The sequence below is a fragment of the Cohaesibacter celericrescens genome, from assembly GCF_002866925.1.
GTDB classification, from domain to species: domain Bacteria; phylum Pseudomonadota; class Alphaproteobacteria; order Rhizobiales; family Cohaesibacteraceae; genus Cohaesibacter; species Cohaesibacter celericrescens.
Map to the genome: position 1 here is coordinate 48,988 of NZ_PKUQ01000010.1, position 12,575 is coordinate 61,562.

Genomic DNA, 12,575 nt, shown 5'->3' on the forward strand with positions numbered 1-12,575 from the left:
GGCATGGACATGGTTGACCCGCATCGCGATTGAGATCGCAAAATGGCTGTTGGGATTGACTTAGGCACGGCCAGCCACGCTTAGCTTGTTAACAAGGACGATCAATTGAGCAAGCTTCAACGCACCGCTTATGCCAAAGAAAAGCCCCAACAAGATGCCGGGGCTTTTGCAGTCTGCGAAGCAGATTATTTAATTTCTGTGATGAAATCTTCTTTGGCGCGGCGAACCTTTTTAAGGTCCTTTAACCAGTCGCCCTCTTCTGCGCGGTAGCCAAGCGGCAGGATAGTCACTGACCGCAGGCCTTTCTCGCGAAGACCCAAAATCTCGTCCACCTTCTCCGGCTCAAAACCTTCCATTGGCGTAGAATCGACTGCTTCAAAAGCAGCTGCGGTAAGCGTCATACCCAATGCAATATAGGCTTGGCGCGCAGCATGTTCAAAATTCACTTGCGCTTCGCGAGGCACATAAGTGGAGAGCAACATCTGACGATAATTCTCCCATCCTTCATTGGTAAAGCCACGTTCGTCGTTAACAAGATCAAAACTGGCATTGATGCGTTCCGATGTATAATTATCCCAAGCCGCAAAAACCAGCAGATGCGATCCATCGGTGATCGGTGACTGATCCCAAGCCACTTCACGAATACGGGCCCGAACATCAGGGTTGGTTACAACGAAGATTTCAAAAGGCTGCAAACCGCTAGACGTCGGAGCAAGCCGAGCCGCTTCCAGAATGCGGTCAACTTTTTCGTCAGACACCGTTTTAGACGGATCCATTTTTTTGGTAGCGTAACGCCAGTTCAGTTTTTCGATAAGCATAAACATGTCTTTCTGATCGTGATCGGCAGACTGCAGGGGAGCATCTGGAAGGGATGGATTCCAATCGCCGAGCATGGTAACTATTAATAACCATGTCTACATACGTAACTTCAAAAGAAGTTCAAGTAGGCACATTGTTGATACCAAGTTACAGAGAGGTGCTCAGATGGCAGGACACTATGACCAAAGCAAATGCCAAACCGTAAGCGAAATGCTGGCGCGTCTTGGAGACAAGTGGACAGTTCTGCTCATAATGAGGTTGCGGGACGGACCTGCACGCTTTAGCGAATTGAAGCGATCCGTTGTGGGTATCTCGCAGAGAATGCTGACATTGACATTGCGAGCGTTGGAACGCGACGGGCTGGTGAACCGCACCGTCCATCCTACAGTGCCTCCCAGCGTGGAGTATGCCCTGACCGAATTGGGTGTCTCCTTCTCCGAACCGATAGAGGCAATGGGCGGATGGGTTTTTCGCAATCACGAACAAATACGTGCAGCGCGGTCGGTGTTTGACGAGCGCAAAGCCGAACTGGACAAAAAGAAGCTGATCAAGATTTAATGCTCTTGATCAGCTCACAGTTGTATCTACGGGAACAAAAGAAGGCTTTAGACTTTCTTGGTTTTTTTGGCCTTACTAGCGATCAAATTCAGGTCTTGATCATGTGTCCTGATGAAATCACCAATTCTTGGCGCGATTTCAGAACGGAAACGCGAACCATTGAAAACACCATAGTGACCGACACCGGGCTGTTCATAATGCACCTTCATATCATCGGATAACCCCGCACAAATTGTGTGGGCAGCCTCGGTCTGCCCCGTTCCGGTGATATCATCTTTTTCACCCTCAACGGTCAGCATCGCGGTGTTGATAATTTTGGTGCAATCCACCAGACGCTCCCGATAGGTCAAGGTGCCTTTAGCCAGAGAATGGTCAATAAAGACAACTTGCACAGTTTGAAGGTAAAATTCTTCCGTCAAATCCATTACAGCAAGATACTCGTCGTAAAAATCGCGGTGCTTCTCTGCCGAGTCACCATCACCGACAATCAAATGACTGTAAAAATCCTGATGCGCGGTGACATGGCGATCCAGATTCATCCCCATAAACCCACTCAGCTGCAAGAAGCCAGGATAAACCCGGCGGCCAAAGCCAGCATGCGGGAACGGCACTGCCATCACCACATTATTTTTAAACCAGGCGATACCCTTACTCTCGGCATAGTCATTAACGGCGGTGGGCGAAATGCGTGTATCGATCGGCCCGCCCATTAGGGTCATAGAAGCCGGCGCACGCGGGTCACCGTCTTCGTTCATCACGGCGACCGCAGCCAAAACCGGAACCGAAGGCTGACAAACAGCCATGACATGGGTATTGGGGCCGAGGTAATGCAACATCTCGATGACATACTCAATATAATCATCAAGGCTGAATTCCCCTTCCTGAACAGGCACAAGACGCGCATCTATCCAATCGGTGATATAAATATCATGATCAGGCAGCATCGTCTCGACAGTACCGCGCAACAGGGTGGCATAGTGGCCAGACATCGGCGCGATAATCAGAACTTTGGGATCTTTTTTATGAGCCGCTGGCAGCATGCGTTCGAAATGAATGAGATTACAGAATGGGCGATGCCATACCGTTTTTTCATGAACGGAAGTCGCTTGCCCATCAACCATAGTCTCAAGCAATCCAAACTCGGGTTTGCCATAGCGACGTGTTGTGCGCTCAAACAGTTCCGCAGCAGCAGCCATGCCTCTACCCAAAGGTGTTTGGGACAGCGGATTGACCGGATTCTGCATGAAAACACGGGTGGCATCGGCGACCGCGCGCCAAGGGCTGAGAATGGCGTGGTTCCATTCATATAACTGATAGACAGGGAGCGGAATAGCCGACATGTCCAGTTCCATCATATCCGGCATTTCAAAGGCATCCATTTTGGGGGCGCCAGAAATGAGTGTATTGGGGTCATAATTCTTGGGATCGAACCATCCTTCGAAAGAAAAACTGTCAAATTTCATAGTTTCGTCTCCATCAAGAACGCCCCTACACAAAAAAAGAGGTACCCTATGCACAGATTTTCAAACCTCAATTATGGCTGCCCAATGGCGCAAATAAACTGACGGCTCTCAACTATTGTGCAAAGCAGCATCCTAATGCCAGAAATTGAAAATTAGCAAGGTATTTGCCTACCTCTTTAGGCTAAATCAATCATATTTCGCCAAATACCACCGCACAGATGCTGCATTGCAACATATTCATAGGACATTTTCCATGTTTAAATGTTGCGAAACAGGTGTGCTTGATGACACACTGTCAATCTGAGCTGAAACATCAGCCAATGCCACGTCCTTCCAACTGATCCGGTGCCATGGTTTCTTCTCCTTTGTCAGATCAAATCTTTGCCAATCGCCAAATCAAACTCGACACGCTCGTCCGCTTGCGCTGGCTGGCTATATTGGGGCAGACATTGGCAGTGGTTTTTGTCTGGCTGGGACTCGGATATGATTTTGAAGCAGTGCTATGTTTGGCGCTTGTAGGGTTGTCTGGCTGGCTGAATTTTTATCTTCATTTCCAGTTTCAAAAAAGCGTGCGCTTGTCTTCCCTTCAAGCAACGGTGCTTCTTGCATATGATTCAGCACAATTGGGTGGTCTTCTATATTTGACCGGAGGATTGCAAAATCCGTTTGCCTTTTTGCTCCTCGTACCTGCCGTGGTATCGGCCACCACGCAGCCTGCCCGCTTCACAATAGTTCTGGCCTCTCTGATCACCGGCATTGCCACATTACTGGTCTTCTTTCATCAGCCCCTTCCTTGGACGGGCGGCACTCCGCCCGATTTGCCTGTGCTTTATGTGGCGGGGATCTGGATCGCCGTTATTCTCACCATGTTGTTCATGAGTGTTTATGCTTTTCGCATTGCCCAAGAGCGACATCTGCTTGCGAACGCGCTTTCAGCTACAGAGCTCGTTCTCGCCAATGAGCAACACCTGAGCAATCTCGACGGGCTGGCAACCGCAGCGGCCCATGAACTGGGCACTCCGCTCGCAACCATTCAATTGGTTGCCAAGGAGCTGGAGCGCGAATTAGAACGAGACGACCCGATCAGGGAGGATATCGTTCTCTTACGCAGCCAAGCTGAGCGTTGCAAAGACATCCTTGGTAAATTGCGATCCCTTTCAGGAGACGAGCATAATAATTTCACCAAGATGCGCATCACGGCGCTGATTAGCGAAATTGTTGAACCATTCGACTTATTTGGTGTCGAAATCATTCAAACATTCCCCGATGACCTTTCCAACCAACCCGTTTTGTGGCGCAATCCGGGACTGCTCTATGGTCTTGGTAATTTGATTGAAAATGCAGTCGACTTTGCCCAGAGTTGCGTTGAAATCCGCGCCCGTTGGACAGACAACGGCGTTTCTTTACGCATCAGTGATGATGGCCCCGGTTTTGCCGATGCGATACGCAATCGCCTAGGGGACCCTTACGTGACCACCCGTGCGACGAAAAACACAAACGAGCCTGACACCGCCAATCGAGGGCCGGCTCATGTCCCACCCGGCAATGCCCTGAACGCAGGGGGACTGGGTCTGGGGTTTTTCATCGCCAAGACCTTGCTCGAACGGAGTGGCGCAAAGGTGAGCATTGCCAATAAAGATACACAGCAAGAAGCAAGAACTGCGAAAAAAGACCATGAAATCAGTGGAGCAGTAATTGATATCTACTGGCCGAGAGCTGCACTTGAGGCAGATCAATAAAAGAAGTAGATTTGATGCTAGATTAAATCTCGTGACCGAATGCCACACCCTCATCAACAACTGTTTGCATTTCGGGTGTGACATATGAGCGAAGAGGACGGACGATCATGATACCATCAGAACAGGCTTCAAGCATTCAACCCGGTTACTTGTTGCTGGTTGACGATGATCATCCATTCCTGATTCGGTTGGCAAGGGCGATGGAAAGCCGAGGCTTTACGATTCAGACCTCTGATTCAGTGACCGAAGCGCTCGCTACTGTCAAACACAGTCCGCCACGCTATGCGGTAGTCGATATGCGATTGGGTGATGGCAATGGACTGGATGTCATCGAAGCAATTCGGCAAGCCAACCCAGATGCACGCACCATCATGCTCACAGGTTATGGCAACATCACCACGGCGGTTACCGCTGTGAAACTTGGTGCTGTCGACTATCTGGCCAAACCGGCCGATGCTGATGATATATATGCCGCGCTGATGAATGAAACCAGCACCAAGACGGAGCCTCCTGAAAACCCAATGTCCGCGGACCGGGTCCGCTGGGAACATATTCAGCGTATTTATGAGCTTTGCGATCGCAACGTTTCGGAAACCGCCCGCCGGCTCAATATGCACCGTAGAACCTTGCAGCGCATTCTGGCAAAACGCGCACCTAGATAAAACGGACAGCAAGGACAACGGGCAGATTTGATAAAATCTACGCACAAAAAAACCGGCCCAAAAGGCCGGTTTCTTAATTTCATTCACTCTTTAAACGAGCAAGCGATCTTAGGAAGTCTGCAGATTAGCAGCGCTTTCGCGGCCATCGCGACCTTTTTCCAGATCGTAAGTAACTTTCTGGTTTTCGTCCAAGCCAGAAAGACCAGAGCGTTCAACAGCAGAAATGTGTACGAACACGTCTTTGCCACCATCGTCAGGGGCAATAAATCCAAAACCTTTAGTTCCGTTAAACCATTTTACGGTGCCAGTAGCCATAACCGTTATCTCCAAATTTAAAATACTATCCGCAGTATGCGATAGCGCGGCGTCGCAAGTCCGTATCGATAGTCTGACGCCCTTAAACAGGAGAAGCAGTGGTCGAATAGGAAAGTTAGCAAGCTTTAACTGCCACAGCATTGTGGCAAAATCAAGAGACAATAGAAATTTTAAACAGCTACCTAATACTAATTTCTGTTAGATTTTATTTGGCTCAATATGGGTTGGAATGCCCGGATCGTGAATGGCATGCAACCGCGCAGCCGCCAATTGAGCGAACCGGAGAGTTACGGCTTTTCTCCGAGCTGCGGCCAGTTTTTGGGCTTCCACATCGCGCAGGATTTCAGCTCCATGGGCATCTGCGATGATTAAACCGGCGTCTTGAGGAAAGATATCAGCCGGAGTTTCCTGATTGGTTGCAAAAAACAACCGATCACAATAATCCCAATAATCCGGCCATTTATTGTCTGCCCTGAAGTCGGCTATCGACGATTTGATCTCAACAATCCAGATCTCGCCTTTGTCATTGATCGCAAAGAGGTCGGCCCGCCGTCCAGACTTCAAGGTCATTTCAGGCAGCGAAACAAAGCCATGGCGCCGCAACAACCGCGCCGTACCTCGCTGGATCTCAAGCGCCCTTTGAGACTGTCGTCCATCGACGGGGGCGCTCAAATCCGGTTCAATCATTCTGTTCATATCGCTCCTCCGACAGTCTGTTCTCTGTGCCATCCAGTTGCACGACACCCAGAAACGGCCCGCAAGCCCTTCTCTATTACAGGAGCGGCGACAAACAGAATGCCCTAAAGAGCATTGCCCGCCGCATAGCCCGACGCCCAAGCCCACTGAAAATTGAAACCACCCAGATGACCGGTAACATCAAGAACCTCTCCAATAAAATATAGGCCAGGCGTCTCGTTCGCCTGCATGGTTTTGGATGAAATTGCCTTGGTGTCGACGCCACCGAGCGTGACTTCGGCGGTGCGATAGCCTTCGGTTCCAATAGGCGTCACTGTCCAACGGTGCACAGCATCGTCGAGTTTGCGCAAGGCTTTGTCACCCAGTTGAGCGATGTGACCATGGATATGGTCACGCTCACAAACCGCCTTGGCCAATCGCTTTGGCAAGATCGAAGACAATATGGTGGCAACATCCTGTTTGGGGTGCTCTTGCCGTGCAACGGCCAAGGTGTCAAAACAGTTGGCATCAGGCGCCAAGTCAATGATGACCGGCACACCTTCTTGCCAATAGCTTGAAATTTGCAAAATCGATGGGCCAGACAATCCCCGATGGGTAAAAAGAAGACCTTCGCGGAATGATTTTTTGCCCACACACACCCGCGCGTCAACCGACAGGCCCGCCATTGGGTCAGACCAGCTTTTCTGTGCATCAGAAAAAGTAAATGGCACCAACGCGGCGCGCGTTGGTATGATCGGCACATTAAATTGTTGTGCGATATCATACCCCAAACCAGTTGCGCCCATTTTGGGGATGGACTTCCCCCCAGTGGCCACCACCAATGAATGGGCTTGCTGAGTGCCTTTGTTGGTCTCAATGACGAAAAGATCGCCCCGTTTTTCAACGCCCTTTATAACTGTCTCCAGCCGCAGCGTGCCGCCAGCTTGTCGCAATTCAGCCAGCAGCATATCAATAATCTGCTGGGCACTATCGTCACAAAACAGCTGACCCAAGGTTTTTTCGTGCCAGGCGATACCATGCGCTTCGACCATAGCAATAAAGTTTTTTGGCTTGAACGTACGAAGAGCAGAGATACAGAAGCGGGGATTGTGGGAAAGGAAATTCTTTTCCGTTGTGCCAATATTTGTAAAATTGCAGCGCCCGCCGCCAGAAATCCGGATCTTCTCTGCCGGTTTTTTGGCATGATCCAACAGCAGCACACGTTTGCCACGGCGGGCAGCAACGATGGCAGTCATCAATCCGGCCGCCCCTGCCCCCAAAATCACGGCATCCCACAAATCAGAACTGGAACGAGGATTCGGAGCAGATAAATTGGAAGGCTTTGGTTCAGACATAATGGGCCCGTTCACATCACTTGAGGTATGGGACTGAAATTGGCTGAGTGACAACACTGCGCCAGCCTGTTAGCCGACAGGTGGCATCAACCATCCTCGGCAATCAGCCAATAACGAAGCGGCATCACAAGGTCAAGCACTCACCCTATCAGGCCTCAGACGGCAATGTCTCCGGCTTCGTTTGTGGGGACGGCGTCGACAGAGGCTTTCTCTGTTCCGGCTTCAGACATCTTAAACTTGGGCAGAGTGATGGAAAGATGATGCTCAAGCGCTGAAATTGAAGCGGTCATTTGCTCAATCAGTTCGCGAAGATGAGCTCCGCCTTCTTCGTGCAATTCAGCGGCGCTCATATCTCGCCACGATAAACACAAATCAAAGACGGCTTGCGCCCCGACATTCGCAGCTGCTGAACGCAAGGCATGCGCTTCATCACGAAATTCAGAATCATTGCACTCGTTAACTGCCGAACTGAGGCGTTTCAGTGTCGCAATACCGTCTTCGCTGAATTGATGTGCAAGACCGACGACGAACTCTTGCCCCCCCAAATCGGTCAGATCCTTCAATGTACTCTCAACAAGGACGCATGCCTGTATGGGCTTAAGGTTGGGCGTTATCACTGGAGCATTAATGAGATCGACTTTGTCACGATTGCAATATTCGTCCAACAAGTTTTTAAGCTGCACACGTTCAATCGGCTTGTGAAGGCAGGCAACCATACCCGCCTCTTCACACCGGAGCGCCATTTCAGGCGAAGCGTCTGCAGTGAGCGCCATCATTGGTGGCTGATTCGATGGATCGCGTGAACCCGCCGTATCTCGGAAGCGTCGGGAAGTCTCCAGCCCATTCAGGATCGGCATATTGATGTCCAAGAAAACAAGATCAAAACGACCATTGGCCAGCTCGGCTAACGCCTGCTCCCCATTTTCCACCAACCTTACCGCATGCCCAAGGCTCTCAAGCAATTTTTCAATGACCATCTGGTTGGTGCGGTTGTCGTCAGCAACAAGGATTTTGAGTTGCTTTTCCTTCTCAACCGGCTGCCATTTCACGGCCTCTTCTTGTCGATCATAAAGATTGGCTGCTAACCGCACCAATTTACTAAGACGATATCGAACATCACTTTTTGAGATGAAAGCAAGTCCATGTTGGGGCTGAATTTTGGCCAGATGGATTGGATTTTCAGATCCGGCGCATATCCATACCACATGAATCGTTGCCCCCTTTCCCAATTCGGAAATCTGGGCTTGTACAACAGCAACATCCTCTGGCATGCCGCAGTGATCAATCAACAAAAGCGAAGCAAGGTTGCCATTGCGACTGTTCTTTACCAAAGCCACTACCGCCTCTTTAAGATCGAGAAAGCTCCGGCTTCGTTTGTGAATTGCCTTCACCTGACTTTGCAAGATTGCATCACTAGACACCAAAGCAAGATCCAGAGTGTCCCCGATTACAGATTTGCTGAAACTTGGATTTTTTGCTTCAAGCATTAGATCCAAGCCAATGTTAAGCGCAAAACAACTACCCTTACCCGCTGTAGAGGCAACCGTAATCTGTCCGCCAAGAGCGTCGGCATATTGTCGACACAGAGCCAAACCCAAGCCAGACCCGCCAAACCTGTCTTTGATGCGATCATCGGACTGTGTGAAACTGTGGAAAATTTTGGCTTGCGCTTCGACGGGAATACCAACACCCGTATCGATGACTTCAAAGCGGACTTTGTGTTCAATCTCTCCGTCTTCTATCAAAGAAACCTTCAGCGTGACATGTCCCGCTTGTGTGAATTTGAGAGCATTGCTGAGAAAATTGATCAGAATATCCTCAACAAAACGATGGTTGCCATGATAAAGCCGCCGCATAGCTGGGTCGATGTGAATGCTCAAATAAAGTTTCTTGCGCAAGGCCTCCGCATGAAACAAACGATAAACACGGCCCAACATGACGAAGAGGTCAAAATCTTCGTAATTTTCAGGCATTTTTCCGCTTTCGGCGCGGGAATAGTCCAGCAAATGGTTGATCAGGGTAAGCAGCGAGGAGCCCGATTCCGATATGGTGCTCACCATGCGCCGCTGCTCTCTATCAAGTTTGGAATCTCCCAACAGATCACTCAAACCTTTGATCGCATTCAAAGGCGTGCGCACTTCATGCGAAATAGTTGCCAAAAACGTCGACTTGGCCCTGTTGGCTCTTTTCTCCCCGTCGATCGCCCTTTGAATCGTGTGTAAAAAGCCCAACACCGCCAAGGACAGGACCACAATTCCGCCAACTTGTACAAAACACACCATTGGACTGATCATCCAGAGGTCTAACCACCAGAATATACTGATCAACGAGATGGCAGAAAATAGTGCGGCGACCTTGAGATAGAGTGTTCCATATCGGAAACCTGCTGCGAGAATGACCCAGAAGTAGAATGGATACAGCCCCGTCCCTTCAGGCCCAAGAACAAAAATGGCAAACGTTAACAGCCCCAGATCATTGGCAATAGACAGCAATCGTCGGCCAACCGACACGCCAGGCGACAGGAGCAAATGTAGAAACTGGAATGTGACCACTGCGAGAAAGATGACCGTTGCACCCGCAGAACCTTCATAGAGTCTATGTAAGGTTGAACTATTCAAAACCATGCCAATAGACAGGAAAAGATAGAGTGTGACTATGATCACATAGCGCATAAAGATTGCGACATGCTCAGAATCGTCTCGGGCAGCAAGCATGAATTTCGCGCGGGTATAGAGTGCAAATGGCACTTGCAGAGGGGAGCGCATACTTACGCAAGCCCCTGGATCTTCTCAACATGGTCTATCTTGTTGCCAGTTTGCGCAAGCATCTGTTGTTCTAAAACGTCAGCCCCTTGCGGGCGCCCAAAGTGATAGCCTTGGGCCTTATCACAATGTTCAAGCAACAGCAGGTTGGCAACAGCTTTGGTTTCAACCCCTTCCGCAATCACTTCCAATCCAAGTGAATGCCCCAAATTGATGGTTGCGCGCACGATGGCAGCGTCGGAAGGATTACTCTGCATATCACGCACAAAAGACTGATCAATCTTAAGTCTGTCGACAGGGAAATGCTTCACATAAGAGAGTGAAGAGCACCCTGTCCCATAATCATCGATTGAAATTTTGACACCCAAATCACGCAACTGACCCAATTGAATGGCCACTTGCTCGCGATCATGCAAGACAATGCTTTCAGTCAATTCCAAGTCCAGCAAATGCGCGGGCATGCCAGTCTCACCAAGAATTCGTGCGACCAGAAGCGGGACCGATTGGCGCTGGAACTGAACGGGAGAAAGATTGACCCCTATGGTGAAATCAGGCAATCCCATGCGATGCCAACGAGCGCCTTGTCTGCAGGCCTCTTCAATAACCCATTCATTGATTGGCATGATGAGCCCGTTGCGTTCAGCGCGCGGCAAAAACTCACCAGGTGGTATAAACCCACCCTCACCGTCACGCATACGCAACAAAGCTTCACAACCGATTATAAGTCCGGTTTTAAGATCGACCTGTTGCTGATAGTGCAAAACAAATTGTTCGTCTTCCAGCGCTTGTCGCAAAGCGTTGTCGATGCGCTGTTCTTCTCGTGCACGAGCATCCATATTGGCGGCGAAGAAACAGAACCCATCACCGCTGGCTGCCTTGGTGCGATACATTGCTAGATCAGCGTTGCGAACCAGCTGTTCAAAGTCTGCACCATCTTCGGGATGCACGGAAATACCGATAGACGCCGTTACTGGCGATGACATTTCGACCAAAGCGATAGCACCAGGCAAATGGGCAGCAATATTTTTACCTAGTTGCTCAATCTGGCTCTCCGAGGTCACGTTGGCCTGAAGCACAGCAAATTCATCGCCGCCCAAACGCGCAACAAGATCGTTTTCTCCTACGATTTCTCTCAAGCCCTCGCCAACCCGAACCAGAAGCTCATCCCCAGTTGCATGCCCGTGAACATCATTGACCTGTTTAAAACCATCCAAATCGATAATATGGATAGCAAATCGGCCGTCTCCCCGGCGACATCGACCAATCTCGCGATCGACCCTGTCGCGCAGCATCGAACGATTGGCAAGCCCGGTCATGGCATCATGATGGGCCATATGATGCAGGTGAGTCTCAGCGGCCTTGCGATCGGTAATATCCTGCGAAGATGTCACAACGCCAATGACGGTATCCCCTTCCATCAAAGGGGATTTGCTGGTCAGGAACACCCGTTTGGTTCCGTCTGATCCGGTGAACTCTTCTTCAAAGGATCGCAGACCGTTGCGTGATGATATTACAAGTTGATCAATGGCAGAGTTGCGCTCGCTTTTCTGTTTTCCCAACACATCCAAACGATTGCGGCCAATCACATCCTCAGGTTTGAGCCCTAGGAAATTGGCCTTATATACATTCATGAAAAGGAAACACCCGTCCAGATCGGTTGCGCTGACCATAACGGGAATTGTGTCGATCACATTCACCAACCGGCTCGCATTTTCCCGCTGCGTCCAAGCCAGAATGCTTTCGCTTTTTTTGAGAGACTCAAGCAAAGCATTAGCCCGATGAGATAGCACCTGGCTTTGACGATGCATTTTGAGAAGATTTCGGGCCCGCGCCACAAATTCACGATGATCAACAGGACTGAGCAACAGATCCGTAGCACCCGCATCAAGGGCACGCAGACGCAATGTGCGATCTTCAAAGACCGTGACGACAATGATAGGCACATCAGCATGTTTTGGATCGGATCGGATATGACCGATAAAGTCATCACCTTGCATTCCGGGCATATTGAAATCTGTCAAAATAAGATCGGGTGCATGCGTCTTCAGCCACAACAAAGCCTCCGCAGGCCCCGGACAGGTTACAACTTCAATGTCCTCTTCAATGCGTTTTGCGATCTGTGCATAGATTTGCCGATTGGTATTTTGATCGTCAACGATCAGGATTAATGCCATTGTCAGCCCCAACTGCTCAGCGCGCCATCCTATCCCCAAATAACAGGCTGCTC

General features: G+C 49.9%; 10 protein-coding genes. 3 read left to right on the forward strand and 7 right to left on the reverse strand.

What is annotated here, in order from left to right:
• Positions 1–185: 185 nt before the first annotated feature.
• Entirely contained in the window at positions 186–818 is a 633-nt protein-coding gene (locus tag C0081_RS05785; protein ID WP_101532918.1) for an NAD(P)H-dependent oxidoreductase, read from the reverse strand.
• A 166-nt stretch (positions 819–984) separates the two neighbouring features.
• Here C0081_RS05785 and C0081_RS05790 point away from each other — a divergent pair, with 166 nt between their 5' ends.
• On the forward strand, positions 985–1,377 hold the full coding sequence (locus C0081_RS05790) for a winged helix-turn-helix transcriptional regulator (protein WP_101532869.1): 393 nt from the start codon (positions 985–987) through the stop codon (positions 1,375–1,377).
• A 47-nt stretch (positions 1,378–1,424) separates the two neighbouring features.
• Here the strand turns inward: C0081_RS05790 and C0081_RS05795 are convergent, their stop codons facing one another.
• On the reverse strand, positions 1,425–2,840 hold the full coding sequence (locus C0081_RS05795; protein WP_342587666.1) for a polyhydroxyalkanoate depolymerase: 1,416 nt from the start codon (positions 2,838–2,840) through the stop codon (positions 1,425–1,427).
• Positions 2,841–3,190: 350 nt separating this feature from the next.
• Here C0081_RS05795 and C0081_RS05800 point away from each other — a divergent pair, with 350 nt between their 5' ends.
• Together C0081_RS05800 and C0081_RS05805 are read left to right on the forward strand one after the other, a co-directional pair.
• Positions 3,191–4,579 (forward strand): ActS/PrrB/RegB family redox-sensitive histidine kinase, encoded by a 1,389-nt coding sequence (locus C0081_RS05800; RefSeq protein ID WP_101532870.1) that lies wholly within the window; start codon positions 3,191–3,193, stop codon positions 4,577–4,579.
• Positions 4,580–4,686: 107 nt separating this feature from the next.
• A complete protein-coding gene (locus tag C0081_RS05805; protein ID WP_101532871.1) occupies positions 4,687–5,241 on the forward strand; it encodes an ActR/PrrA/RegA family redox response regulator transcription factor in 555 nt (184 codons plus the stop codon).
• Positions 5,242–5,349: 108 nt separating this feature from the next.
• Here the strand turns inward: C0081_RS05805 and C0081_RS05810 are convergent, their stop codons facing one another.
• The 5 genes from C0081_RS05810 to C0081_RS05830 all read right to left on the reverse strand — a co-directional run bounded on the left by C0081_RS05810 (position 5,350) and on the right by C0081_RS05830 (position 12,522).
• Entirely contained in the window at positions 5,350–5,556 is a 207-nt protein-coding gene (locus C0081_RS05810; RefSeq protein WP_101532872.1) for a cold-shock protein, read from the reverse strand.
• Between the two features lie 198 nt (positions 5,557–5,754).
• Positions 5,755–6,252, reverse strand: a complete 498-nt coding sequence (locus C0081_RS05815) for an MmcB family DNA repair protein (protein WP_101532873.1) — start codon at positions 6,250–6,252, stop codon at positions 5,755–5,757.
• Positions 6,253–6,356: 104 nt separating this feature from the next.
• Positions 6,357–7,586, reverse strand: a complete 1,230-nt coding sequence (locus C0081_RS05820; protein ID WP_101532874.1) for a BaiN/RdsA family NAD(P)/FAD-dependent oxidoreductase — start codon at positions 7,584–7,586, stop codon at positions 6,357–6,359.
• 155 nt (positions 7,587–7,741) lie between these two features.
• Positions 7,742–10,351 carry an ATP-binding protein gene (locus tag C0081_RS05825; protein WP_101532875.1) on the reverse strand — a complete coding sequence of 870 codons (2,610 nt, stop codon included), beginning with the start codon at positions 10,349–10,351 and terminating at the stop codon, positions 7,742–7,744.
• 2 nt (positions 10,352–10,353) lie between these two features.
• Positions 10,354–12,522, reverse strand: a complete 2,169-nt coding sequence (locus C0081_RS05830) for a two-component system response regulator (RefSeq protein ID WP_101532876.1) — start codon at positions 12,520–12,522, stop codon at positions 10,354–10,356.
• Between the last annotated feature and the right edge of the window lie 53 nt (positions 12,523–12,575).

What these genes read in the sequence shown, in the direction of transcription:
- C0081_RS05785 (WP_101532918.1), bottom strand. Translation starts at nt 818, where the DNA reads ATGCTTATCGAAAAACTGAACTGGCGTTACGCTACCAAAAAAATGGAT.
- C0081_RS05790 (WP_101532869.1), top strand. Translation starts at nt 985, where the DNA reads ATGGCAGGACACTATGACCAAAGCAAATGCCAAACCGTAAGCGAAATG.
- C0081_RS05795 (WP_342587666.1), bottom strand. Translation starts at nt 2,840, where the DNA reads ATGAAATTTGACAGTTTTTCTTTCGAAGGATGGTTCGATCCCAAGAAT.
- C0081_RS05800 (WP_101532870.1), top strand. Translation starts at nt 3,191, where the DNA reads ATGGTTTCTTCTCCTTTGTCAGATCAAATCTTTGCCAATCGCCAAATC.
- C0081_RS05805 (WP_101532871.1), top strand. Translation starts at nt 4,687, where the DNA reads ATGATACCATCAGAACAGGCTTCAAGCATTCAACCCGGTTACTTGTTG.
- C0081_RS05810 (WP_101532872.1), bottom strand. Translation starts at nt 5,556, where the DNA reads ATGGCTACTGGCACCGTAAAATGGTTTAACGGAACTAAAGGTTTTGGA.
- C0081_RS05815 (WP_101532873.1), bottom strand. Translation starts at nt 6,252, where the DNA reads ATGAACAGAATGATTGAACCGGATTTGAGCGCCCCCGTCGATGGACGA.
- C0081_RS05820 (WP_101532874.1), bottom strand. Translation starts at nt 7,586, where the DNA reads ATGTCTGAACCAAAGCCTTCCAATTTATCTGCTCCGAATCCTCGTTCC.
- C0081_RS05825 (WP_101532875.1), bottom strand. Translation starts at nt 10,351, where the DNA reads ATGCGCTCCCCTCTGCAAGTGCCATTTGCACTCTATACCCGCGCGAAA.
- C0081_RS05830 (WP_101532876.1), bottom strand. Translation starts at nt 12,522, where the DNA reads ATGGCATTAATCCTGATCGTTGACGATCAAAATACCAATCGGCAAATC.